Source organism: Paraflavitalea devenefica (genome assembly GCF_011759375.1).
In the GTDB taxonomy this organism is placed as follows: Bacteria; Bacteroidota; Bacteroidia; order Chitinophagales; family Chitinophagaceae; genus Paraflavitalea; species Paraflavitalea devenefica.
In genome coordinates, this window is the sequence record NZ_JAARML010000001.1 from 1540097 (window position 1) to 1566033 (window position 25937).

Genomic DNA, 25937 nt, shown 5'->3' on the forward strand with positions numbered 1-25937 from the left:
TCGACCACTGTCTTATTACATTTAATCGACATTTATTGACCAGGCTTACTATAGCAGGCATTGTTTTTTTACTGTTGGTCCATGCTTCCGTATGGGGCCAGTTGATCAATTTTTCCCGTCTCAATACTTCCAATGGCCTGTCGGGTAATAATGCCCAGTCCGTTTCTATAGATAATAATGGTTTTCTATGGATTGGCACCAGTAACGGGCTCAATGTATATGATGGCTATACCGTCACTTCTTTTGTAAAGGAAGAACACCCGGAGATGGCTTCTGATGTGGTATTGCACCTTGTTAGTGACAGCCGCAACCGTACCTGGATGGGTACCTATTCCGGCGCCTCCTGGATAGACGAGAACAGGGCTTTTCACCGGGTAGTTATCAGGGATTCTATAACAAAGTTCAACTGCCCTACCATTTTTGAGACCAGCAAATATGGGGTTGTAGTATATACCAGTAAAGGCCAGCACTATTTTGACAGTACGGCCGGCAAATGGAAAGAACTGGCGTGGATGCCAACGGAGATCAGTACCGGCCATTTTATAGATGCAGAGCCTTTTGCGCAGGATAAGGTCATCTTTATTATAGACTCCCTGGTAACGATATTGGACTATCAAACAAGGAAAATCATTTTCCGGCAGACCTTTGCCAAACCGTTAAGCGCCTGCCCTGTCAGTGATACGTCAATAGCCGTTGGCCTCCATACAGGATGGGTAAGTATTGTAAATATCCATTCAGGGGAAAAAATAGCCGATTATGAGCTCATCAATAAACTGGGAGAGAGAACGATCAATACCCACCTTACCGAGGTGCGCCGGGCCGCTAATGGCGACCTGCTGGTGGCTACAGATTTTGCCGGGTTAATTATTATTGATAAGAAAGGGAATATTACGCGGTATACACATGATCCGCTGAATACCGGTTCTATTTCTGCCAATAATACCTATCGCGCTTTTGCCGGGAAAAAAGGAGAAGTGGTAGTGGGTACCCAGGCATCCGGGGCCAATATGGCCAATATTTTTAACAAGCCGGCTGCTTACACCCGTATATTCAGCGATAAGAAAGGCGAGCTGTATGATAATTACATTACCCGCATTGTGGAAGAAGGTAATGGCACCTTCTGGGTGGGGGCCAATGACCGGCTCATCCGGTGGAATAAAGAAACCAGCGAATCAGCCTTTTATCATTATTACCTGCAATCGCCGGATGGGATACGTCCGTTGGAAATACGGGCTTTGTGTAAGGACCGGTCGGGGCGCCTGTGGTTAAGCGCCGCGGGAGATGGGTTGTGCATATTTGATAAAAGTTCAGATCGCTTTATTAAGGTCAACCGCGACACCTCCCTGGGCAAGGCAGTAGCCAGCCCTTATATTTATGAGCTGCAGTTGCTCTCCGATGGTAGTGTATGGGTAGGATCGGGAAGTGGGCTATATTCCATTGACCCAGCCACCATGAAGGTTAGTACCTATGCAACACACCCCTTATTAAAGGAAGTCAATGGCAAAATGGTGATCGGCTTGTTTGAAGACAAGGACCACCGCATCTGGATAGCCACACATGGCACCGGCGTTTATTGTTATGACAAGAGCCGGAATAAAATAGAGCATTTTACTATTAAAGAAGGCATGTCCAGCGATCTTGTGTATGGCTTTGCACAAGACAATGCAGGCAATGTATATGTAGCCAGCTCTCATGGGTTTACTATTATCCCGGAAAACCGGAAGCTGCAGATCTATAACCAGAAAAACGGCTTGCGTTATGAGCGCTGTGAGTCAATGCTGAAAGACGATAATGGGAATATATGGATCTCCAATACCAAGTCGCTCGCAAAATTTAACCCCATCACCAAACAGCTTACCCATTACGAGGAAAACTCAGGGTTAAGCATTAACGGTTTCAGGACCAATACTGCCTTCAAGGCCGCGAATGGAGAAATGTTCTGGGGCAGTGAAAGCGGGATCAATTATTTCTTTCCGGATAAATTAGTGATCACTCCCTCCCTGTTGCAGGTAAGTGTATTCTCCATGGATACCAATGATACCATGCAGTATTTTGGTGGTAACCGGTATTTTGCCTTGCCCTATAGCAAAAATGATATTACGCTCCATTTTACGGCCATTAACTTAAACGGGTCGAAGAATATTGAATACCGGTACAAGTTAGAGGGGTATGATAAGGAATGGCATGCCGGTACCGACATACGTGAGGCGCGCTATCCTTCCCTGCCTGCCGGTAATTATACTTTTTCCGTAAAGGCCAGTATAGACCGCATTAACTGGACGGAATCCAATAATAAGGTATCGCTCTATATCGTGCCGCCTATTTGGCAACGCTGGTGGTTTATTGTGGCTATGGCAGTGCTGCTGGCGCTTATTATACATACTATTTACAGGTACCGCGTACAGCAAATACGGGAGAAAGAAAAGCTCAAGGCCGAGTATAACCAGAAAATAGCGGAGATAGAGATGAAGGCATTGCGTGCGCAAATGAATCCTCACTTCATCTTCAACTGTCTTAACTCCATCAACCGCTATATTGTTAAAAGCGATCACACCACTGCTTCATTATATCTTACCCGGTTCTCGAAACTCATCCGGCTCATCCTGGATAATTCCAACAGCAAAAACGTATTGCTGTCCAATGAAATGGAAGCGCTCAGGATCTATATAGAAATGGAATCCCTACGCTTTAATAATAAATTCACCTACAATATTATCATTGATAAGGAGGTGCATGCAGATATAATGGAAGTGCCGCCATTGATCATACAGCCTTATGTGGAGAATGCCATCTGGCATGGCCTGTTGCATAAAGAGACAGCGGGGCATCTGGATATCCATCTTAGTATGACAGGCGATAATATGCTGCAGTGTATTATCCAGGATAATGGCGTGGGAAGAGAGAAGGCCAAAGAATACAAGAGTAAGTCAGCCACTACCAAGAAATCGCTCGGTATGAAGCTCACAGAAGACAGGATATCTATTCTGAACAAACATACATCTCCCAATGCCAGCATCACGATCATTGACCTCGTGGCCGATGATCGTGAGCCAGCCGGTACGAGGGTGATCCTGAAAATACCCGTATAAACCAAACTAACAAACCCTGTTGCTTAACAAAAAAATTGAACGAATATGATACGCTGTGTAATTGTAGATGATGAAAATAACTGTATTGAAATGTTGGAATGGTTGCTGAAAACCTATTGCCCGCAAGTGACGATAGATGCCATGTGCAATTCGGCAGAGCAGGGGCTGGAAGCTATCAACCGGCACAAGCCCGATGTGGTATTTCTTGATATAGAAATGCCGCGGATGAATGGCTTTGATATGCTGGAGCAATTTGATAAACTGACCTTTGATGTGGTGTTCACCACCGCCTACGATAAGTTTGCCATCAAGGCATTCCGCTACAGCGCCCTCAACTACCTGTTAAAACCCATTGATCCGGATGACCTGAAAGAAACCATCCGCAGGCTGGAAGAAAAACAGACCATCCCTACCCGTGAACAGATAGAGCTGTTGTTGCAAAATGTTAAGAGTGTAAGCAAGACTACCATACCACGTATTGCGCTTACCACCAATGACGGGATGATCTTTGTATCAACCCAGGATATTATTTATTGTGAAGCAGAAAGCAACTATACCAATATCGTACTGGTAGGCAATAAAAAGATCATGGTATCAAAAGTGTTGAAAGATATTGATGAAGCATTGGCAGGACCAGACTTTTTCAGGGTGCATAATTCTTTTCTTATCAACCTCAACCATATTAAGAAGTTCGTACGGGGTGAAGGTGGATATGTGGTGATGGATGATGGCGCTACCATCAGTATTTCCCGTTCCCGCAGACAGGAGTTCATGGAATTATTCTCTAAGTTTTAAACCAACGGTTATCATTTTAATGCTTACGCCTTACAGATCATGATCTGTAAGGCGTAAGCATTTTATATCCTTCTCTATGTCAGTTGCGCACTCAAAGGCGCTGTTTAATCAATAACCCTTTTATTAAGAGGGTATTGTTGGTAGCTTGCATCATCATTTAACCATTAAACCTTTATTATGAAAAAGTTTGCCCTCTCCTTTGTGTTATTGTCTCTTTCATTCGGTGCCCATGTAATGGCCGGCGAAGGGAAAAATGTTTCCAGGCAGGTTAAAGTGGCTGCTCCATTCAACCGGTTAATCATTCAGGGAGATGTAGAGATCGTGTTGGTAAACGACCCCTCTTCTTTTATTACGATACACGGCGATGTGACCGATGTAGATGATGTTGTAATAAAAAACCATAATGGGCGGTTGATTGTATCTTCAAAACAGCAGAGCCATGGTAAAAAGATGGTGATACGTATCCCCTTTCAACAGCTAAAAGCAATTGGCATGTATGGCGATGTGGATCTGCGCTCTGAAGACACGCTGAAAACCGATGCATTAAAGGTCTTTATGGATGGTGCCTGCAAGGTATCGCTTACAGTAGAAGGTACCGTTAGTATAACGCATTCTGATGAATGCGAGATTGAGTACAACAATAAGAAGCTGCCTGCATAGGCCTACAGCACAGATCTGTATAACATACCCACTTACCCTGAAAGGGCAAGTGGGTATGTTATGTATATGTTACCTGATTGGTATGTCAAATTATTTATTAAAGCAAGTGCATTATTTTTTCTTTTTTTTAACACGACAGAATTTACGGTCAGTGTATAAGTAGATTCCCGTGTACCAACTGTACGCTTTTGATACAGGTCAAAAGGTGTAAAAAAGTATAACCTTGAATATCAGGTAAATAAGTTGTTGTCGCCTGAAACACCCTGCCAGCCTCACTTTTACCGCTCATAAACATTTTATAGGATCAAATACGCATTTCATGCGAAGAATGCTACCGTTCACTCAAACGGCACTTGCACAGGAAAAAATCGTTACTAACTTTGCGGCGCAATCTGGTACTTAACCTTCAGCTCTTTCACAAAAAGAACACAATTGTTAAAGAAAATAAAAGAGTAAAAAGGTTGTAACATTTGCAAAAAGGGTGCGTCTTATATGTGTGTGATGCAACAAGTATAGCGCAACACTGCAACAAACAAGTAGCCATAAAAACAAAAAAACATTCAAAAATGAAAAAGAGTATTTTAACCTGGGTATTGTTACTGACTGTAGGTCTTAGTAGCACTTTTGCCCACAAGCTTGAAAATGTAAATGAACAGGTAATCAGTTCTTTTAAGAAAGATTTTGCTTCAGCACAGGATGTTAGCTGGGAGAAAACAAAAGAGATCTCCAAAGCCACTTTCAAACTGAACGACCAGGTAATGTTTGCTTATTATGCAGAAGATGGTAACCTGCTGGCAGTAATCAGGAACATCGTTTCCGGCCAGTTGCCAATCAACCTGCTGAGCGATCTGAAGAAGAATTATGCCAACTACTGGATCAGCGATCTTTTTGAGATGGCAGCCGACAATAGCACTTCTTACTACGTAACCGTGCAAAACGGTGATCATTCAGTAGTACTGAAATCCATCGGTTCTACAGGATGGGAAACTTTTAAGAAAGAAAAGAAATAATAAAGCAGATCAGATTAATAATTCAATTACAGAAGGGTCCCGCTGCATAGCGGGACTCTTTTTTATTTAAACATGTGCATTTACTCAAAAAAACAACCAACTGCTCAGTATGGGTTGTAACCAGTAGCCAGGCTTCCTAAGTTTGCACCATCAAACAATCAAATACTACAAGCCATTAAACCTGGTGCATAGCCATTAAAAAAAGTGTTTTTTCAGGGTCGTTGGAAGGTTAATCCGCTCTCTGTCTTCGACGGAGGCGGATTTTTTTACGCTTGCCATTTCCTGTTTTGAACGTATTTTTGTAACCGTTACAGCAAATGAAAAAGTGCCGCCTGATATTACCCGTATTTCTCTTCTTACTGATCTTCTCCACAGAAGTGTCGGCACAATGCTCCATCTGTACAAAAACAGCCTCCCAATTGGGTGAGCGGCCCGCCAAAGCCCTCAACACAGGCATTATCTACCTGGCCTTTACGCCCCTGGCCATCATTGGTTATATAGGTTACCGTTGGTGGAAATCCAACCGCATAGTATAGCAGCTTTCCGTCTTATACTCTTTTTATGTCTGCGCCCAGCTTGCGGAGGCGCTCATCAATATTTTGATAACCGCGGTCTATCTGTTCAATGTTCTGGATAGTACTGCGGCCATCCGCGCTTAATGCGGCAATTAGGAGGGATACCCCGGCACGGATATCAGGGCTGCTCATCGTAATGCCCCGCAGGTTTTGCTCACGGCCAAGGCCAATAACGGCTGCCCGGTGCGGATCGCAGAGGATAATGCGGGCACCCATATCTATCAGCTTATCTACAAAAAAGAGGCGGCTTTCAAACATTTTCTGGTGGATCAATACGCTACCCTTTGCCTGTGTGGCCACTACCAGTACGATGCTGATCAGATCGGGCGTAAAGCCCGGCCAGGGATGGTCGTAAACAGTAAGTACAGAACCATCGAGGAATGTTTGTATTTCATACATATCCTGGGCGGGTACATGAATATCATCTCCAATGAAATTCATTTGTATGCCCAGTTGTTTAAACTTATCGGGAATAACGCCCAGGTTGTCCAGGCTTACATTCTTGATGGTAATATCGCTTTGGGTCATGGCCGCTAATCCTATAAAAGAACCAATCTCGATCATGTCAGGTAGCATGCGGTGTTCTGTTCCGCCTAAATAACCAACTCCTTCAATGACCAGCAGGTTACTGCCAATACCACTGATCTTAGCGCCCATGCGGGTGAGCATCTTGCACAATTGCTGCAGGTAGGGTTCACAGGCAGCATTGTAAATGGTAGTAGTGCCACTGGCCATTACAGCCGCCATCACAATATTGGCAGTACCGGTTACGGAGGGCTCATCCAGCAGTAAGTAAGTGCCTTTGAGGTTGGGGGCTTCCAGGTGAAAAAAGCCATCGCCCGATTCATAATTGAAAGAGGCGCCCAGTTTCTCAAAACCTATGATATGGGTGTCCAGCCGGCGACGGCCAATTTTATCGCCCCCCGGTTTGGGTATGAAAGCCTTGCGGAACCTGGCCAGTAAAGGGCCGGCCAGCATAACAGATCCCCGCAGACGGCCACTCTTTTTGCGGTAGTCGTCACTGCGCAGGTAGTCAATATTTACATTATCGGCCTGGAAAATACAGGTATCCCGTTGCGGGCGTTCAATTTTTACATTCATTTCTCCCAATAACTCTATCAGGAGGTTCACGTCCAGGATATCGGGAATATTGGTAATGGTTACTTTTTCCGGTGTCAGCAACACAGCACTGATGATCTGGAGCGCTTCGTTTTTTGCGCCTTGCGGAATGATTTCGCCCTGTAATTTCTTGCCGCCAGTGACTTCAAAAGAAAGCATAGGTTAGTGGAGATTGAAAGGTGATTGGTTGAGTTAAAAGGAGTGCAAAATAAAAAAAGTTGACCAGCCTTCTGATCAACTTTTAAACAAATTAGTTTATCGGTCTACACTATTTATACCGTTTTCTGAACTTGTTATTGCCGCCACGGTCACCACCTCTGTCCCTGTCATTGCGGTCATTTCTGTCATTACGGCCACCTCCGCCGCCACCACGTCCCTGTTGCTGGAACTTCTGGTTGCGTTTATTGCGGTAATCGCCATAACCACCCCTGCCGCCATCACGGTCGCGTCCTTCATTAGGACGATGCTGGCGAACGTATGGTGTATTGGTAAAGGTCAACTGGCCATCGGTCAGGTTTGTCAGTTCACTTTGAATAGCATCATCGTGCACTGTTTCCTTATGCCAGTTATTATAAGCCAGCTTCATGTAATAAGCTACTGCATTGGCAAAACCCTGACGTTTGTCGGGATTCTCTTCCTTCAGTGCTTTATTGATCACCAGCTCCAGGTTTTTACCCAGGTGGCTGAACTTAGGATAACGTTTGGGATAGGGCAACGGTTTGGGCTTTGCCTTCAGCGTTTCACGCGTGGGGATGGGATAAGGTGATTCCACATCCAGCTTGAAATCGGCGATGAGGAACAAATGGTCCCATAGTTTATGACGGAAATCCTCTACATTTTTCAGGTGGGGATTCAGGAAACCCATGAGCTCAATCACCGCATAGGCATTACGCTGGCGGGCCTCCCGGTCTTCCAGGCTCAGCAGGTATTCTATCATCTTCTGAATATGGCGGCCATATTCCCGGTAGATCAGATGGTTTCTGGTAGTGTTGTACTCCATTTCACCTAAAGTATTAAACATCTTACAAAAGTAGCAAAGTAAGTTTATAAAAAGAAAAGGCCTTTTGAGGGACCTTTTCTGATTCGGAATTTTAAGATTTTTTTACAGGTTAGCCTCATTGAACCAGCAGCTTATGAAGGTATTGCTGATGGGAGCCCAGGTCACGGGCACGCAGGTAATATATGCCCGGAGGCACCGGCCTGGTCAATTCAAACTGTATTAAACTGGTATTATAGGCCCTCACCTCCTGCTGCTGCAGCAATTGTCCGCCTGCACTGATCACTTCAAGGGCAAACCGGCTGTTTAATACTTTATCAAATTGCAGGGATATATTACGTTTTACAGGATTGGGGTAGATCACAACGCTGGCCTGACCTTGCTCGTCGGGGTTTACGACCCGGATGGGCGAGTACGACACGTGGCCGGCGGCATCTTTTTGCCGGATCCGGAAGTAGAGTTTACCTGCAACAGCCTGGTTAAGCAGGTACTGATATTGGTATTTTGCAGTAGCGCCTGCTGTAATATACGGGTTGGCGGCCTGACTGAGCCGGACGAAGTGGCGTCCGTCATAGCTGATCAATATTTCATAAGTATTGGCCGCTTCTTCATTGTTAACCTCCCAGTTCAACAGGACTTGATTGTCTTTTTTAATGGCTGTGAAATGGGTGATATTCCGGGCCAATATGGAAGCGGGGCACCAGTAATAGGTAAGGTTAAAAACACCCCAGGTGTAGGTCCTGATCTGGTTATTAAAGTTCAATCCTCCCTGTAAAGACGTTAAACCACCCCCTATCTCAAATTCAAGGCCTACGGTACCTGTTCCCATATAGGGTGTCAGGTTGGAGTTGTTTACCGTAGTATGGGTTACGCTATTGAACATTGTATCCGGCCCGTAGGTAATACTGTCGCCGGGAGTTCCATACGTTCGCAAGGTGTCCGGGCCATAATACTGATCATAAGCTTCCGAAATACCGAAGCCGGGGCCTGTGATGCTGGTAGATACGGTAAGGCGGAACCTGTAGCGAATATCCTGTGGCGCCAGGTTGCGTACATGGGTGGTAGACACCCCGGAGGTGGTGTCTTTGAGTACAATACAGCTCAATGTACCAATGGAGGGGTCGAATTTGGGAAAGGAAATAATCACTTTGTCGAGCGTGGAAGAGTCCATTCTAACGGTATAAGAAACTGGAGTAGCCGGGGTACCGTCTTCGCAATCGCATTGTGCGATAATTTCGGGAGGGATACAGGTCGCCACGAGGAATGCGGCCACCTGCAGAAACGTGTAATAGTGTTTCATAGGTACTGATTTTAATGAACGGATTAATGAATGCGGAGTAGGGTGGTTGGGGGGTATTTCAAAAGTACATAACATAAAAAAAATCCTTCAAGTGATAATACCCTAAATTCCTTCGCCGTATTTTCCGAAATTTATCTGCACAAAGGTGCAAGCGACCAATGAGAGGGAAATAACCCTTTGGGGCATCTTTGACAGCGGATTCAGGGGAGGGTACAGCCTTTTGTTCGGGAAAAAGCATTATTCGGCGTATTTTTGCCTTTCTTATCACAAAAAATTGATACTCAATAAAAACATGAAGAAATCCACTATTACGATAGACGTTGGGCTGGATGAAAAAAATGTCCCTGAACAGATCACCTGGAGCGCCTCTGCCAGTACTGCTGATACTGCCCGTACCGCCAAAGCCATGATGTTGGCTTTTTGGGATGGCGCTGATAAATCGGCCCTTCGCATGGACCTCTGGACAAAAGAGATGATGGTAGATGAAATGGCCGACTTTTATTACCAGACCCTTATGACCATGGCCGATTCTTTTGAGCGGGCTACCCACCAGCAGGAATTGGTAAATGATATTAAAACCTTTGCCAGGAACTTTTTCACTAAATTCCAGGAGATACAATTAAAGGAAAATAAGGCTTAAACAATTGTTATGGCATTAGAACAACAAATCACCACGGAACTTAAAACGGCTATGCTGGCCAAGGACGAGGTAGCTTTGCGCAGCCTCCGGGCTATTAAAGCGGCCATTTTGCTGGCTAAGACATCCGAAGGCGCTGGCGGCGAACTGAAAGAGGAAGATGAGATCAAGCTCCTTCAAAAGCTGGTAAAACAGCGCCGTGATTCACTGGAGATATTTCAACAGCAAAACTGGGCCGACCTGGCGCAGAAGGAGCAGGAAGAAATAGCGGTGATCGAAAAATTCCTGCCCAAACAACTAAGTCCGGAAGAGTTGAAGTCCCTGCTGGCAAAGATCATTGCCGAGGTGGGTGCTACTTCTCCGGCTGATATGGGTAAAGTGATGGGTGCCGCCACCAAACAACTGGCTGGTAAGGCAGATGGCAAAGCGATCAGTGCTGCTGTAAAGGAATTGCTGGCAAAATAATGATCATTGATATACTTTTCGGGATACTACTGTTAATGGCTGTCATCAAAGGATGGCGGCGGGGGCTTGTCGTGGCGGTATTCTCAGTCATTGCCATTATCGTAGGCATTGCGGCCGCCATGAAATTGTCGACAGTAGTAGCCGCTTACCTCAAAGATTCTACCAATGTATCCGTACAATGGCTGCCTTTTCTTTCTTTCGCTATTGTATTCATAGGCGTTATCCTGCTTATTCGATGGGGGGCTAACCTCATTGAGGCATCATTGGAAGTAACTTTGCTGGGTTGGGTGAACCGGCTGGGGGGTATATTGTTATATATAGTTGTGTACACGCTTGCGTTTAGCGTATTGTTGTTTTTCGCTACACAGCTAAAGCTTTTAAATGAAAATACTATTACCCAATCGGTCACTTATTCAAAAGTACAGCCATTAGGCCCCCTGGTTATAGACACTTTTGGCAGGCTTGTTCCATGGTTTAAAGATATGTTCACGGAGCTGGAAGCATTTTTTGCTCATATTGCGCAACAGGCCGTACAATAAAATAGTTATACTGATGGCTATTGGTCAAGCTGTAAACACGCAAAAAAAATCATTAGTTTACAGTAAAATTGCACCGCTGAAAGCCAGGGATGTGATATTTGGGCTAAAACGTTTATTTTAGCGATTAATTGACTGAATTGAACCGATTTACAGATGAATTACGAGATCAAACAAGTGGATAAGTTCAAATTTATTGAAGAAGGTGAGGGTGAACCGTTGATTTTGTTACACGGTTTGTTCGGCGCATTAGGCAACTTCAATAGTTTGATAGATTATTTTAGGCATCATTACAAAGTAGTGGTGCCCATGCTCCCTTTGCTTGATCTTGACCTGCTCCACACTTCCGTAGGCGGCTTGCAGAAGTATGTTCACCGGTTTATAGAATACCGGGACTATAAAAATGTGCACCTGCTGGGTAATTCATTGGGCGGCCATGTGGGCATATTATATGTATTAAAGCATCCCGAAAGGATTAAATCACTCATACTTACTGGCAGTTCCGGCTTATTTGAGAATGGAATGGGAGATACTTATCCCAAAAGAGGGGATTATGAATATATTAAAAAGAAAGCGGAAGTAACGTTTTATGACCCAAAAACCGCTACCAAGGAAATCGTGGATGAGGTGTATGAAACAGTTAATAACCGCCTTAAAGCCATCAAGGTAATTGCCCTGGCCAAAAGCGCCATCCGGAATAATCTTGGTGAGGAACTCAATCAGATCAAGCAACCCACGTTATTAATATGGGGAAACAATGATGCGGTAACCCCACCGTTCGTTGCACGTGAATTTCAAAAATTGATCCCAAACAGTGAGCTGCACTTTATTGATAAATGTGGACACGCGCCTATGATGGAGGTCCCCGACGAATTTAACCGGATACTCCATAAATTTTTGACAAAATTAAACGAGCCCGCAGCGGTAGCCTGATTTTTATCGTCTATGTAAGTACACCCACTGTTTTCTCAACGGGTAACCACCAATAACGACTGTTCGCATAAGAAGGGTAGTAAGCATCGCCTTTTTCAGCAATTGCATTGTTTCCGGCCTGGAGCGCCTGGCATTTCATCAACAATATTATTCAGGTAAAACCCTGATCAGTGCTAAACAAAGAACTAATATCTGCAACAATACCTACACTGAATCCCGGTGATTCGGTGTACCAGGCGCTTGAACTGATGGCAGAGTTCCATGTAATGCAACTGGCTGTAGTAGCCGATAATAAATACCTGGGGCTTGTTGCTGAAGATGACCTCATGAATATGGATGAAAACCTTACCCTTCAATCCATCGAAAACCACTTTTCCAAAGCAGCGGTCCGCGCCAATACCCACTTCCTGGAAGCTGTTCAGGTAGTCAATGATCACAACCTTTCCGTTATACCCGTAGTAGAACCGGAAAATGTTTTTGCCGGTGTTATTACTGCCACAGACCTGCTGAAACAGCTTGGTAAAGTAACCGGCGCCAGTGAGCCCGGCGGTATCATGGTACTGGAAATGGAACAACGCAACTTCTCTTTCTCCGAGATCAGCAAACTGGTGGAAACCAACGATGCACAGATCACACAGCTTAATACTTATTGGGATAATAATACCGGCTCCTTCCTTGTGACCCTCAAAATCAATAAGTTCGAGATTTCCGACATAATAGCCACGTTCCAGCGTTACGAGTACCAGATAAAGTATTATTTTGGGGAAGAACAGTACGAGAACGAGTTGCGCAGTAATTATGATCATTTAATGAATTACCTCAGTATTTAATACTGGTAATCCGATTCTACTATCTTCGTCTGTATTCATCCATCATTAAATCTGACACCTGCCACGGCTGGCCTGCATGCGGATACCAAAGAAATATTATGCTGTAATAGCAGTGCTGCTGCTGGGAAGTACATTCCTAAAAGCACAGCCGGTCGCAACAGACTCCCAGGCGGTAGTTCCCGTTGTCACTGCTGCCCAGCCTCCTTCCACCCCTTTTGTGATAGGTATTATCTATATCGAAGGGAATAAACGCACCAAATCATACATTATAGAGCGGGAATTGCCTTTCAAAGCCGGCGACTCCGTCTATCTGCCTGAACTGGTGCAGGGGTTTGAGATCTCCCGCCGTCAGCTATTCAATACCGGTCTGTTCAATGAAGTAGTGGTAGCCCTCAAATCATTCCGCGGATATGAAGTGGATGTGATTATCCAGGTAAAGGAACGCTGGTATACGTTTCCCATTCCTTATGTAAAACCGGTAGACCGCAATCTCTCTGAATGGTCGCGCCAGGGTTATGGATTTGACCGGCTTAATTATGGCCTCAAGTTCACTCAATACAATTTTACCGGCCGGAATGATAAACTCAGGTTTTGGTTAATTACCGGCTATACAAAGCAGATCCAGGCCCAGTATGATCAGCCTTATGCAGATAAAACACTGCGCCACGGTTATAGCGTAGGATTTTTATACTCCTTTAACAAAGAGATCAACTATGCTACCGTCAATAACCAGCAGATGTTTACTGACTCGCTTACCGACGGTATCAGGCGCTGGGAAGGTAAACTGGAGTATACCTACCGGCCCGGTCTGCGCACTTTTCATGCGGTACGTTTATCCATCGTACATCAACAAGTAGACAGCCAGTTACTTGATCTCAATCCGAAATATTTCAAGGTCAACCAGAGTGCCGTTACCTATCCCGAGCTGTCTTATACGATCAGGTATGTGAATGTGGACTACGTGCATTTCCCCCTGACCGGCTGGATGGGTGAGGCCAGTCTGTTGAAGCGCGGTATCCATAAAAACATGGACATGTGGCAACTGAGCGCGAAGGTGACCAAGGGCTGGCAACTGACTAAAAAGACGTTTTATTCCCTGCAGGGAACAGGCGTATTGCGAGTGCCGTTTGATCAGCCTTATATCAATCACCGTATGTTTGGTTATGGCGATATGTTCCTGCGGGGACTGGAGAAATATGTAGTGGATGGCGTAGCAGGGCTCATGGCCCGCAGTACCCTGCGGCGTGAGCTATTCCGCTTTAATATCAATACGCACCTCAGGTCACGCTCACACGACAGGATACCCTTTCGTATTTATGCCCGTACTTTTGGCGATATGGGGTATGCATATAATAAAAACTTTACCGGTAACTCCCTCACTAATCGGCCATTATATACCGGTGGCTTCGGTGTGGATGTTGTTACTTTCTATGACCTTATACTCCGCTTTGATTATAGCTTCAACCAATTAGGTCAAAACGGACTATTTTTGCACATTAAAAACGATTTTTGACCACCGCTGATCACACCCCCTTATCCAATAATCCTGTAGTCCATATCCTGTATTTAATGCTGTATTCCGGATCCTGAATTCCTGTATTTAATTATGAAAGTAGCTATCTATAGCCGGGTAATTGATTATGATCAGAAAGGAGAAGTTCAACAGTTATTTGATGAACTGGCCAAGGAAAATATGGAGCTCGTTATTTATGAGCCCTTCTATGAAACTATCCGGTCTTCTTTCCGGTTTCCTGATAGGATATCCATCTTCAGAGATTCCAATGACCTTACATCGGCCATTGATTTTCTGATCAGCCTGGGTGGCGATGGTACCTTATTGGACACAGTAACCCTGGTAAGGAATAAAAATATTCCCATATTGGGCATCAACTTCGGTCGCCTGGGCTTCCTGGCCAGTATTGGCCGTACGGAGCTGACTACTGCTGTACAATCCCTGGTAAAAAGGACGATCGTTATAGACAAACGGTCACTCATTCACCTGGATGCCAATAAGCCGTTATTTGGCGAAGTGCCTTATGGGCTCAATGAGTTTGCGATCCATAAGACCGACACTTCGCCCATGATCAAGATCCATACTTATCTGAATGGGGAATTCCTGAATACTTATTGGGCCGATGGCCTTATTGTAGCCACCCCCACGGGGTCAACGGGGTATTCCTTAAGCTGTAGTGGTCCGGTAGTATTCCCGGAATCGGCCAGTTTCGTAATAACTCCTGTAGCCCCTCATAACCTCAATGTGCGGCCTATTGTGGTAGGAGATGATAATATTATTTCATTTGAAGTGGAAGGCAGGACCGATCATTTTATCTGTGCGCTCGATTCCCGGAAGGAGATCGTAGATAAAAAAGTGCAGTTGGCAGTTCAGCGTGAGGCCTTTACGTTGAGCCTTGTACGATTAAATGAAAATAACTTTTTACAAACCCTTCGTAATAAGCTTTCGTGGGGTCTTGATACAAGGAATTAACATTTTGTATTAAAAGAAAAAGCCCCCGGGCTACGTTAGAGTCAAATACTTTAATGCTTATATTGCAGATATGAACAGACTGGTTGTTGTTATAGCCTTGCTGCTTTGTATATCAGTACAACCCGCTACTGCACAATGGGAAGCCATCCGGCAGGAGGGTGAATTTGGCCTCTCGGTCGGGGCTGCTCACTATTTTGGCGACCTGAATACAAGGGCCAAGATCAATCGTCCTAAAATAGCCGTTGGCGCTTTTTTCCGTAAACAGTTTGGTAATTATATTGGCCTGAGGGTGGGCGCCCATTTTGCCCAGCTTGGTTATTCCGACAAGTACAATACCCATAACGAGTTCATGCGCCGCAGGAACCTGAGCTTTAACACCAATATTTTTGAGCTGGCTGTGCAGGGGGACTTTAACTTTTTCAAGTTTGTTCCCGGTGACCCTTATCATTCTTTTACACCCTATGTTACCCTTGGTGTAGGCGTATTCAGCTATGATCCCTATGCCTACCTCAACGGCCAGAAGGTATTCCTTCGTCCTTTAGGTACTGAAGGACAAGGACTTGCAGATTCTTCGCTGAACCGGAAACCCTATAATACCATGGCCATTTGTATTCCGCTGGGAGTAGGTATCAAATATGCGCTTAATGACCGTATGAATATTGGCTTTGAAATAGCTTACCGGTTCACTACGGCTGATTATATAGATGACGTGAGCACGACTTACGTTGGCATCGATAAATTTCCCCTACTGCCCGACGGTTCATATTCTCAGGCAGCCCTGCTGCAGGACAGATCATATGAAACCAGTGCCGAACGTATCGGTGAGCCAGGCCGTCAGCGTGGTTTTGCCAATCAGAAAGATCATTATGTTTTTGCTGAGGTGACCCTTTCTTTCAACCTCACCTCTTACCGCTGCCCTACCGCCAATTAAACCGCATTCATCCGGAAAATAGTGGAAACCGGCCTCAAAAGGCCGGTTTTTTGTTGCCAGCCGGGGGAGGGCCGGGAGATTAAAAGCCTCCAAAAGTAGCTTCCCACCTAATCTTTTCGTAACTTCGTGCCCTTCAAAAAAACGGGTAATGCAGAGCCTTAAGGAGCAAATTGACTTGCAACGGTTGCCACATCATATTGCCATTATCATGGATGGCAATGGGCGCTGGGCACAGGAAAAAGGCCAGGACCGCCTGTATGGCCATTTCCATGGGGTGGAAAGTGTGCGCAATATTGTGGAAGGCTGTGCCGAACTGGGCATAGGCTACCTTACGCTGTATGCCTTCTCGACCGAAAACTGGGATCGCCCGGAGTATGAAGTTACCGGGTTGATGGAACTGCTGGTAGATACCATCCGGAAAGAAACCGAGACCCTCAATAAGAACAATATCAAGCTGCATGTTATTGGCGACATGAATATGCTGCCCGACTATGCCCAGAAGGAGTTGAATGAATCGCTGGAGATCACCAGCCGTAATACGGGCCTTAACCTTGTGATGGCCCTCAGCTACAGCAGCCGCTGGGAGCTGGTGCAGGCTGTTAAACACATTGCTGCCGACGTGAAAGCAGGGCAGATAGACCCCCAGGCTATTACACAGGATACCTTACAGAAATACCTTACCACCAGTAATTTTCCCGATCCGGAACTGATGATTCGCACCAGTGGCGAGTACCGGATCAGCAATTTCTTACTTTACCAGTTGGCTTATGCAGAACTTTATTTCACCAATGTACGCTGGCCCGATTTCCGCAAGGAAAACCTTTATGAAGCCATTATTGACTTCCAGCACCGGGAAAGGCGTTTTGGAAAGACCGGCGATCAGCTCCGGCAGGAGTCACTTAGCCAATAAGTTTATCCTGAAACCTCAATAAATCATACAGTCCGCATTTCTTTTAACAAACACTTTTAAGTTAATCTTAAGTAAATCCCTTTAATTTGCCCCAGCTTAAACAACCCGGAATGCAGCGTACGTTTACTTTTTCCGCTATTCTATTGGCTTTCCTGACCTTCTCGGCAGGTTCTGTATTTGCCCAGGAAAAGACCGATACCATCCCTACCACTATTGATCCCGAGTTGGAAGCAATAAGCCAGTCAAGGAATCCCAAGGAATATACCATTGCCGGTATCAAGGTTACAGGCACCAAAAGATATGATGAACAACTGCTTATTTCCATAGCGGGCATTAACGTGGGAGATAAGATAATGATACCTGGTGGCGACCAGTTCAGTAAAGCCATCACCAACCTGTGGAACCAGCGCCTTTTCTCCAACGTTCAGATCTATTTTACCCGTCTTGACGGTACCAATTTATACCTGGAGATACAGGTAACAGAACGTCCGGCCCTGTCAAAATACTTCTTCAGGGGAATCCGTAAATCAGAAGATGAGGACCTCCGCAATAAGCTTAACCTTGTTATAGGCCGTGTGGTAACAGAAAATACCAAGATCAGCGCAGAACAACTGATCCAAATCTATTATACCGATAAGGGTTTTCAGAGCGCTAATGTGCGTATTGAAGAAGTGCCCGATCCCGCCCTGCCCAACTCCGTTATCCTGAATTTTTATGTAACGAAAGGGCATAAGGTCCGTATATCCGATATTAATATCGAAGGGAATAATAGTATCAGCTCATTGAGGCTGAAGAAAAAGATGAAGGGCACCAAGGAAATGAGCAGGCTGACCCTTTTCCCCTCTAAAGATTCAGCAGATATAGCCGGCGAAAAACACACCACCTTCAAAGAATACCTGAAAGACGTAGGTTTCCTCTCCCTTTCCAAAACAAAAGATTTCCTGGATCCTTATTTCCGTTTTAAGCTCTTCAGCTCGGCCAAATTCAATGAAAAGAAATTCGAAACGGATATGGAGAGCATCCTGGAATACTATAACTCACTCGGTTTCCGTGATGCTACGGTGGAAGCAAAACCCCAGACCTACAACAAGAAGGGTAACTTACGGGTTGGCCTTAAAGTCGACGAAGGTCACCGCTATTATTTTGGTAACATTTCCTGGAAAGGGAATACCAAATATTCTGATTCCATCCTTAATTTCTTAATGGGCATCAAGAAGGGCGATACCTATAACCTGAATATCCTGAACAGTAAGCTGGGTAAACAAGCTTCTGCCGAAGGTGGTGATATCAGCAGCCTATACCTGGACGATGGGTACCTGTTCTTTAAAGCTGATGCGGTTGAAACTGCGGTATATAATGATACCATAGATTTTGAGATCCGTATGATGGAAGGTCCGCAGGCCACTATCAAGAATATTACCATTTCCGGTAATGAAAAAACCAAGGAGCACGTTGTCCGTCGTGAAATACGTACACTGCCCGGTGATAAATTCAGCCGTACTGACCTCATCCGTTCCAACCGTGAAATTGCCCAGTTGGGCTTTTTCAACCAGGAGAAAATTGGCATCAACCCTGTTCCTAACCAGGAAGATGGTACGGTGGATATCCACTATACCCTGGAAGAAAAATCATCCGACCAGCTTGAGTTGAGTGCCGGCTGGGGTGGTGGTATTGGTTTGACTGGTACCCTTGGTGTATCCTTTAATAACTTTTCGATCCGTAATATCTTCCGTAAAGAAGCCTGGGACCCATTACCTACCGGTGATGGCCAGAAGCTCAGTTTGCGTATTCAGTCCAATGGCCGTGCATTCCAGTCATACAACTTTTCATTTACAGAGCCCTGGCTGGGTGGTAAAAAGAGAAACTCACTTACTGTGAGCTTGTACAACAGTATCTTCCGTACCGGTGGTATTGATAACAGTGGCCGTTATTTCTTCAGCGATACCAACAAGCTTAAGAACTTAGGTATTACCGTTTCTTTGGGTAAGCAGTTAAAATGGCCCGATGACTTCTTCACGCTGGTATATTCAGTAAGCTTTACACAATATAAGCTGTCCAACTATCCACTGTTCACCCAGGATTTCCGTAATGGAACATCCAATAACCTGAGCTTTAAAGTAGCGCTCAACCGTAACTCAGCGGGTCCCAATCCCATGTTCCCTACCAGTGGCTCCAACTTCCTGGCGAGCTTGCAGTTTACGCCACCCTATTCGTTGTTTAATAAAAATATTAATACAGAGGATAGCTATAAGCTACCCGAGTTCCATAAATGGCGTTTCACGGCGGAATGGTTCATTCCGATTGGTAAACCCATGGGCGCCGACAGAAGCCGCCAGTTCGTACTGCGTGCCGCTGCCAAATATGGCTTCATGGGCCGGTATAACAGTAAATTGGGTTATTCACCTTTTGAGCGTTTCCAGGTGGGTGATGCTGGTCTGGCCAACGGAAACTATATCTTAGGATATGATATCATTGCACACCGTGGTTATCCTGTATATGAGAACTCTGATCCCAAGGTGAATCCTGACCAGCAGAATGCCAGCCAGTTCTTTACCATGTTCAACAAGTATACGCTGGAACTGCGTTATCCATTTACCACGAACCCAAACAGTACTATCTATGGTATGGCCTGGTTTGAAGCTGCCAATGGATGGTATGATTATAAAGACTATAATCCTTTCCGCCTCCGCAGAAGTGCCGGGGTTGGTATGCGTTTCTTCCTACCCATGTTTGGATTGCTTGGCTTCGACTACGGTGTCGGCTTCGACCGCTTGAAGCCGGAAGGCAAGTTGCGTGATGCTGCCCGCTTTACCTTCATGCTTGGTTTTGAACCTGAATAAGCCTATCTTAAAAATAAAATACTATGAAAAAGGTACTGCTCATTGGCTCCTTCCTGCTGGCGCTTACAGGTGCGTCATTTGCACAACGGTATGGAATCGTTGACACCAAATACATCCTGGATAAAATGCCGGAGTACAAAGAAGCCCAGAAAAAGCTGGACCAGTTCAGCATCCAATGGCAAAAAGAGATTGATGATAAGCAAGCTGCTCTGGATAAAATGTATAAGGATTTTGATGCTGAGCAGGTAATGCTGAGCGAAGAACTGAAGAAAAAAAGAGAAGATGAGCTCTTTATCCGGGAAAAGGAATTGCGTGACCTTCAACGCAAACGGTTTGGTTTTGAAGGGGATCTGTTCAAAAGGCGCCAGGAACTGATAAAACCCATACAGGACAAGGTTTATAATGCGATCCAGAAAATAGCCGTTAACCGGGCCTTCGATTTTATTTTGGATAAAAGTGAAGGAATTACTGTTATCTTTGCCGACCCTAAATTGGACAGGAGCGAGGATGTATTGAAAGAATTAGGTGTTAAATAAACGTGAAAATCATAGCCAGGGAACAACTTCATAGATCCATTTTTCAACTTAAATTTTAAATAAAACCGTACACCTGAAGCAGCAATAACAAGGGCTTTGGGTGGCCTTAACAACAAAAACGAAACGCATGAAAAAGTTTTTTACAGGTATGTTGTTTGCCCTGGGCCTGATGGTGGCTGGTGAAGTAAACGCACAGACAAAGATCGGGTACATCAGCTCGCAGGAAGTGGTTAGCATCATGCCTGAAGCACGTAAAGCCGACTCACTGCTTACTGATTTCAAGAATGCACTGATACAGAATGCTACCGACAAGCAAAATGCCTTCTACGCAGCGATAGATAAGTTCAATAAGGATTCTGCCACCTTATCTGATGCGGTTAAAGTGGTTAAGAGAACAGAGCTCACCAAAATGGGCCAGGAACTGGGTGGTGAAGAAGAGCGCATCCAGCAACAACTGCAGCAAAAACAGCAGGAGCTTATCCAGCCTATCAATAGAAAAGCCTACGAAGCTATCCAGGCTGTAGCCAAAGAGCACAACTATGCATTTGTTTTCGAAAAAGAAGCGCTCCTTGTAGCTCCTCCTGCCGAAGATATTTTACCCCTGGTAGCTAAAAAGCTCAATATTAAGCTGCCTACTGCCGCTGGTGGTAATCAACCTGCAGCTAAACCAACAACTCCCAAGCAGTAATAAATAACCGTTCCACAATATTATGGAGGGTTTAGCCGGGTGTAAACATGCCAGGCTAGACCCTCCCGCTTTTTAAGCCTTTTAATTCACTTATTTTTGGCTATGGCTACATCTCAGCCCATTGGCATTTTCGACTCCGGTTATGGCGGCCTTACTGTTATGAAAGAAATACTCCGCAAGCTGCCGCAATATGATTATGTCTACCTGGGCGATAATGCCCGCGCTCCTTATGGAAACCGCTCCTTCGAAACAGTATACCGCTATACCCTGCAATGTGTGGAATGGTTTTTTGAGCAGGGCTGCCCACTCGTTATCCTGGCCTGTAATACCGCTTCGGCTAAAGCATTACGTACTATACAACAAAACGATCTGCAAAAGCTCAATCCCAACAACCGGGTTTTGGGTGTTATACGTCCTACTACTGAGAAAATAGGGGAGTTTACCAAAACCAATAAAATAGGCATCCTGGCTACCTCCGGAACCGTACAGTCGGGCTCCTATACCATAGAAATTGAGAAGTTCTATCCACGGATCCATGTTTCCCAGGAAGCCTGTCCTATATGGGTGCCCCTGATAGAGAATAATGAACACAACAGTCCCGGTGCTGATTATTTTGTAAAAAAGCACCTGAATAACATACTGGGCAAAGAACAAGGCATTGATGTGCTGCTGCTGGCCTGTACCCATTATCCGTTGCTGCTGAACAAAATACAACAATTCCTGCCGGCAGGCATCACTGTACTGTCGCAGGGCGAAATAGTGGCCGATAGTTTGGTAAACTATTTGCAGCGTCATCCTGAAATAGAGCAGCGTTGCAGCAGGAATGGAGAGCGTACTTTTTATACTACCGATTCGGCAGAAGATTTTGATAATCACGCCAGCATCTTTTTCGGGCAACCGCTCCAGTCAAAACACCTTGCCTTGTAACGAATCCCCGCCAGCCTTAAATTTTCGCTGGTATGCCGGCAGTATTTGCCTTTAAAACAGTATACTTGCATAGTATATATTGCTCACCGTTACCTAACTAAAACACTGTATCATGAAACAATCCACCCGTTTACTGATGTGCCTGCTGATGGCATTTTCCATCATCTCCTGCCAGAAAGAGGTAAGCGAAGAAACCCTTACTGGTGGCTCTTCCAATGGAGTAAAAGGGATATTGAAAATGAAAATAGATGGCGTACAGTGGGTAGCCGACCAGGTGGCCACTGCCAGTATCATGAACGGTTATATCAATATTACAGGTGTGAGCAAGGATAAAAAATATTTTACCATCACCCTGTTGGGTGATGAGGTAAAGACCTATACAGTCAACCCGGTTGTTGCAGAGGGAGTAGGCGCTTTATCGGACAGTGCAGAATTTAATACCAACTCTTATGCTACCGTGCAGGGCGATGATCCTGCCCTGGCAGGAGGCACTGTAACCGTGAGCAAAATAGATGAGACCAAGAAAACCATTTCCGGTACTTTCCAGTTTAAGCTGTACAGGGAGGAGGATGGCGGTCAAAAGGTGATAACAGAAGGCATATTTGAAGACCTGACTTATGAAACGACTCTTCCCCCTGCCAGCAGCACAGACACCTTTACAGTGAAAATAGATGGGGCAGACTGGAAAGCCGAAAGTATTTTCTCGACTTATGTGGCCCTCACCAGCCAGATAACCATCGTGGCTAATACTGCCGGTGCTACCAAATCGGTAGGGTTGACGATGCCGGCTGACATCACAGCCGCCGGCAGCCCCTATACGTTGGATTTCTGGGGCCTCACTTATATCGGGTTATACAATCCCAGCCCCTCCCTGGCATTGGCTTCGGAATCGGGAACCCTGACCATCCTGGAACACAATACGACCACCAAGCGTATCAGGGGTAATTTTGACTTTAAGGCGTCTGAAATAATACCCAGCAATCCGCCCAAGGTAGCTAACCTTACAAGTGGTTATTTTTCAGTGAAGTATCAGTAATAAAGAGCTGTGAGGACCATTGGATGGGGTAGGTGAGGGGAGGTTTAAAATTTCTTGTTATTTACTTCCCACATTTGCCTGCCTTTTACTACCTTTGCCGTCCTTTCACAAACCTGTAGGTGTGGTGACCCGCAGGCCTGAAAATGAAACCCGGATCGCTTCTCCCGATCCCTATTTCAAAAAAGTGAAAAAAGAGTAAGATATTATGAAACGTACATTCCAACCTCATCGCCGCCGTCGTAAAACCGTTCATGGTTTTCGTAAGCGCATGCAAACAGCTAATGGCCGTAAAGTACTGGCAAGCCGCCGTGCAAAAGGCCGTAAGAAGCTCACTGTTTCCGATGAGAGAAAGCTGAAATAGTCTTTCTTCACAGCTATGTTCCCGGATATCCTGAACATACCATGCTGAAGGATCTTATAATATTAGCTGATAGCCCTGTATTAAGCATCGCTGAAATACAGGGCTATTTTATTTTTGTATGGTGAGAAAACACACATTAGGGAAAGCGGAACGTCTTAAAAGCCGTAAGCTTATTGACCAACTATTCAAAGAGGGTAAAAGCTTTACTGTATTCCCTTACCGTGTTTATTACCTCCTGCCAAAGGCGGGCATATCCAGGCTTTCCGGCAACCTGTTACAGTTTGGCGTAGGGGTCAGCACCAGGAATTTTAAACATGCTGTAGACCGTAACCGTATCAAAAGACTTACACGGGAAGCCTATCGCCTGCAAAAAGCATCTTTCCAGGAATTGATAGAATCCAAACAATTGCCTTTTGCCTTTTTTCTTATTTATACAGGTAAAGAGCTGCCTGCTTATGAAGTAGTGAGTGAAAAGATAGCCGTAATTTTGAACCGGCTTATAAAAATCGCCCATGAAATTCCTGCTTCAGCTACTTAGTCTTCCTTTCCTTGCACTCATTAAATTGTATCAGTGGGTTATTTCTCCTATTCTGGGCCCGAATAAATGCCGTTTTACACCCACCTGTTCACACTATGCTGCTGAGGCTTTAAAGAAATACGGGCCATTTAAAGGATTATGGCTCGCCGTTAAACGCATTAGCCGCTGCCATCCCTGGGGAGGAAAAGGGTATGATCCTGTTCCGTAGAAGTAAATGGAGAATGGTAAGCAGCAAGCGGGCTTGTCACTTACCATTCAATATTGGCTATTATTTGTGTAATCTTTTGATCAGATCTCCCAATGATTCACGTTTCTGTGCATTGGTAAAGAATTTATAGAACTCCGGCGCATTGCCATCTTTATCTGCTTCCACTTTGTAAGGAATGGCATTGTAGGGGCCTAAGATCCTGGCGCTTTCATTAGCACTTACTTTTTTTACTGAACCCGGAGCCAGGAAATAAGTTTTATTGGCATCACTTGCATTCTGACCCAGCATTAGTTTTTGGGTACTATCAATAATATGTTCCAGTTGCTCGGTGCTGATGGAAGTAGGCATGCCAGCATTACCAAAGTTTACAATACCACCGATCAGGGTATCTTTCTTCAGGTTCAGCAAGTAAATACCATTTTCCGGCAGCTCATAGGTTTTATCGCCTGTTGGGCTTTTTACGGTCACCGTTACTTTCGCATCACCGCTATAGGTTAAAATTTCTTCATTATGTTGGTTGCCTGGTTCAAAGCCGATGGTTTCAGGCTTGGTTTTATCAATCTGCATTTTACCGCTGGACATTACAACCAGTGTTTTGCCAGCTTTGCTACCGCCGCCGGAGCAGGCTGTGAAAAATACAATGGCCAGGCATACCGTAAGAATGGAAAATAATTTCATGTGTTAACAATTGAAAGGTTTGTAGGATAAAAAACAATCCCGGTAGGTATACCGGGATTACTAAGTAACGGAAATTTTTTGACTTGCTTATTTGGAAGCTGCAGCAAAGCGTTCAGCTACCTTAGTCCAGTTTACCACATTCCAGAAAGCTTTCAGGTAATCAGGGCGCCTGTTCTGGTATTTCAGGTAGTAAGCATGTTCCCATACGTCTACACCAAGAATAGGTGTACCTTTTACTTCAGCTACATCCATCAGGGGATTGTCCTGGTTGGGGGTAGAAGAGATCTCCAGTTTGCCGTCTTTCACCAGCAGCCATGCCCAGCCACTGCCGAAACGTGTAGCGCCTGCTGTGTTGAGTTTTTCTTTGAATTCGTCAAAGGAGCCAAAAGTTGCATTGATCGCATCGGCCAATTTGCCGGAGGGAGCACCACCTGCATTAGGCGCCAGGGTTTCCCAGAAGAAAGTGTGATTCCAGTGACCACCGCCATTGTTACGTACAGCGGGGCTGATGCTGCCTGCTGCTTTCACCAGCTCTTCCAGGGATTTATTTTCATTGGGAGTGCCGGCAATAGCTTTATTCAGGTTGTCTACATAAGCCTGGTGGTGCTTACCGTGGTGAATTTGCATCGTCTGCGTGTCAATATGCGGTTCCAAAGCTTCGTGTGCATAAGGAAGCGCAGGTAATGTGAATGCCATAGCTATAAAGTTTTAAAATGTTTAATAGGCTTTCCGTTAATCGTGAAAGGATAACAAATTTACAGGTCATTGGTTGATTGACCAATTCCAATAACGCGGCACCCGGAATTAATGGCTTTATAATGCGCCTTAAACCCTCACACAGGTACCAGGCATT

27 protein-coding genes are annotated in these 25937 nt (G+C 45.0%); 22 read left to right on the forward strand and 5 right to left on the reverse strand.

Translation table 11 applies throughout. The features are described 5' to 3' along the window. Positions 1-35 precede the first annotated feature (35 nt). From HB364_RS06270 to HB364_RS06290, 5 genes are all read left to right on the forward strand, one after another. Entirely contained in the window at positions 36-3089 is a 3054-nt protein-coding gene (locus HB364_RS06270; protein ID WP_167287010.1) for a sensor histidine kinase, read from the forward strand. Positions 3090-3134: 45 nt separating this feature from the next. After that, complete coding sequence (locus HB364_RS06275) at positions 3135-3884, forward strand: LytR/AlgR family response regulator transcription factor (RefSeq protein ID WP_167287011.1); 750 nt, start codon at positions 3135-3137, stop codon at positions 3882-3884. A gap of 177 nt (positions 3885-4061) precedes the next feature. Next, the gene (locus HB364_RS06280) at positions 4062-4544 is read left to right on the forward strand and encodes a GIN domain-containing protein (protein WP_167287012.1); all 483 of its coding nucleotides are present in this window, start codon (positions 4062-4064) and stop codon (positions 4542-4544) included. 566 nt (positions 4545-5110) lie between these two features. Further along, on the forward strand, positions 5111-5554 hold the full coding sequence (locus HB364_RS06285) for a hypothetical protein (RefSeq protein ID WP_167287013.1): 444 nt from the start codon (positions 5111-5113) through the stop codon (positions 5552-5554). 317 nt (positions 5555-5871) lie between these two features. Further along, on the forward strand, positions 5872-6090 hold the full coding sequence (locus HB364_RS06290; protein ID WP_167287014.1) for a hypothetical protein: 219 nt from the start codon (positions 5872-5874) through the stop codon (positions 6088-6090). Positions 6091-6102: 12 nt separating this feature from the next. Here HB364_RS06290 and murA read toward each other — a convergent pair whose 3' ends face one another. From murA to HB364_RS06305, 3 genes are all read right to left on the reverse strand, one after another. Next, a complete protein-coding gene (gene murA, locus HB364_RS06295; RefSeq protein ID WP_167287015.1) occupies positions 6103-7407 on the reverse strand; it encodes a UDP-N-acetylglucosamine 1-carboxyvinyltransferase in 1305 nt (434 codons plus the stop codon). 109 nt (positions 7408-7516) lie between these two features. Continuing rightward, entirely contained in the window at positions 7517-8269 is a 753-nt protein-coding gene (locus tag HB364_RS06300) for a DUF4290 domain-containing protein (RefSeq protein WP_246228339.1), read from the reverse strand. Between the two features lie 94 nt (positions 8270-8363). Next, on the reverse strand, positions 8364-9545 hold the full coding sequence (locus HB364_RS06305; RefSeq protein ID WP_167287016.1) for a choice-of-anchor E domain-containing protein: 1182 nt from the start codon (positions 9543-9545) through the stop codon (positions 8364-8366). Between the two features lie 292 nt (positions 9546-9837). Here HB364_RS06305 and gldC point away from each other — a divergent pair, with 292 nt between their 5' ends. From gldC to yidD, 17 genes are all read left to right on the forward strand, one after another. Continuing rightward, entirely contained in the window at positions 9838-10185 is a 348-nt protein-coding gene (gldC, locus tag HB364_RS06310) for a gliding motility protein GldC (RefSeq protein WP_167287017.1), read from the forward strand. A gap of 9 nt (positions 10186-10194) precedes the next feature. Beyond that, positions 10195-10647, forward strand: a complete 453-nt coding sequence (locus tag HB364_RS06315) for a GatB/YqeY domain-containing protein (protein WP_167287018.1) — start codon at positions 10195-10197, stop codon at positions 10645-10647. Then, positions 10647-11186: a CvpA family protein gene (locus HB364_RS06320; protein WP_167287019.1), complete on the forward strand. Its 540-nt coding sequence runs from the start codon at positions 10647-10649 to the stop codon at positions 11184-11186. The genes HB364_RS06315 and HB364_RS06320 overlap by 1 nt, the downstream gene beginning before the upstream one ends. Before the next feature lie 153 nt (positions 11187-11339). Then, complete coding sequence (locus tag HB364_RS06325; RefSeq protein ID WP_167287020.1) at positions 11340-12116, forward strand: alpha/beta fold hydrolase; 777 nt, start codon at positions 11340-11342, stop codon at positions 12114-12116. A 170-nt stretch (positions 12117-12286) separates the two neighbouring features. Then, on the forward strand, positions 12287-12946 hold the full coding sequence (locus HB364_RS06330) for a CBS domain-containing protein (protein ID WP_317170683.1): 660 nt from the start codon (positions 12287-12289) through the stop codon (positions 12944-12946). Positions 12947-13022: 76 nt separating this feature from the next. Continuing rightward, on the forward strand, positions 13023-14459 hold the full coding sequence (locus HB364_RS06335; RefSeq protein ID WP_167287021.1) for a POTRA domain-containing protein: 1437 nt from the start codon (positions 13023-13025) through the stop codon (positions 14457-14459). Between the two features lie 93 nt (positions 14460-14552). After that, on the forward strand, positions 14553-15431 hold the full coding sequence (locus tag HB364_RS06340; RefSeq protein WP_167287022.1) for an NAD kinase: 879 nt from the start codon (positions 14553-14555) through the stop codon (positions 15429-15431). Positions 15432-15501: 70 nt separating this feature from the next. After that, positions 15502-16362 carry a type IX secretion system protein PorG gene (porG, locus tag HB364_RS06345; RefSeq protein ID WP_167287023.1) on the forward strand — a complete coding sequence of 287 codons (861 nt, stop codon included), beginning with the start codon at positions 15502-15504 and terminating at the stop codon, positions 16360-16362. A 148-nt stretch (positions 16363-16510) separates the two neighbouring features. Further along, complete coding sequence (locus tag HB364_RS06350) at positions 16511-17272, forward strand: isoprenyl transferase (RefSeq protein ID WP_167287024.1); 762 nt, start codon at positions 16511-16513, stop codon at positions 17270-17272. A 110-nt stretch (positions 17273-17382) separates the two neighbouring features. Then, positions 17383-20112: a BamA/OMP85 family outer membrane protein gene (locus HB364_RS06355; protein ID WP_167287025.1), complete on the forward strand. Its 2730-nt coding sequence runs from the start codon at positions 17383-17385 to the stop codon at positions 20110-20112. A 23-nt stretch (positions 20113-20135) separates the two neighbouring features. Then, positions 20136-20648, forward strand: coding sequence for an OmpH family outer membrane protein (locus HB364_RS06360; protein ID WP_167287026.1), 513 nt, complete (start codon positions 20136-20138; stop codon positions 20646-20648). 127 nt (positions 20649-20775) lie between these two features. After that, positions 20776-21336 carry an OmpH family outer membrane protein gene (locus HB364_RS06365; protein WP_167287027.1) on the forward strand — a complete coding sequence of 187 codons (561 nt, stop codon included), beginning with the start codon at positions 20776-20778 and terminating at the stop codon, positions 21334-21336. Positions 21337-21438: 102 nt separating this feature from the next. Continuing rightward, positions 21439-22263 carry a glutamate racemase gene (gene murI, locus HB364_RS06370; RefSeq protein WP_167287028.1) on the forward strand — a complete coding sequence of 275 codons (825 nt, stop codon included), beginning with the start codon at positions 21439-21441 and terminating at the stop codon, positions 22261-22263. Between the two features lie 112 nt (positions 22264-22375). After that, a complete protein-coding gene (locus HB364_RS06375; RefSeq protein ID WP_167287029.1) occupies positions 22376-23299 on the forward strand; it encodes a DUF6252 family protein in 924 nt (307 codons plus the stop codon). 205 nt (positions 23300-23504) lie between these two features. Then, positions 23505-23660 (forward strand): 50S ribosomal protein L34, encoded by a 156-nt coding sequence (rpmH, locus tag HB364_RS06380; RefSeq protein WP_026309617.1) that lies wholly within the window; start codon positions 23505-23507, stop codon positions 23658-23660. Positions 23661-23778: 118 nt separating this feature from the next. After that, positions 23779-24198 (forward strand): ribonuclease P protein component, encoded by a 420-nt coding sequence (gene rnpA, locus HB364_RS06385; protein WP_167287030.1) that lies wholly within the window; start codon positions 23779-23781, stop codon positions 24196-24198. Further along, positions 24173-24406 carry a membrane protein insertion efficiency factor YidD gene (gene yidD, locus HB364_RS06390; protein WP_167287031.1) on the forward strand — a complete coding sequence of 78 codons (234 nt, stop codon included), beginning with the start codon at positions 24173-24175 and terminating at the stop codon, positions 24404-24406. The genes rnpA and yidD overlap by 26 nt, the downstream gene beginning before the upstream one ends. A 60-nt stretch (positions 24407-24466) precedes the next feature. Here the strand turns inward: yidD and HB364_RS06395 are convergent, their stop codons facing one another. Continuing rightward, positions 24467-25084: a hypothetical protein gene (locus HB364_RS06395; RefSeq protein ID WP_167287032.1), complete on the reverse strand. Its 618-nt coding sequence runs from the start codon at positions 25082-25084 to the stop codon at positions 24467-24469. Positions 25085-25171: 87 nt separating this feature from the next. Beyond that, on the reverse strand, positions 25172-25780 hold the full coding sequence (locus tag HB364_RS06400; protein WP_167287033.1) for a superoxide dismutase: 609 nt from the start codon (positions 25778-25780) through the stop codon (positions 25172-25174). Between the last annotated feature and the right edge of the window lie 157 nt (positions 25781-25937).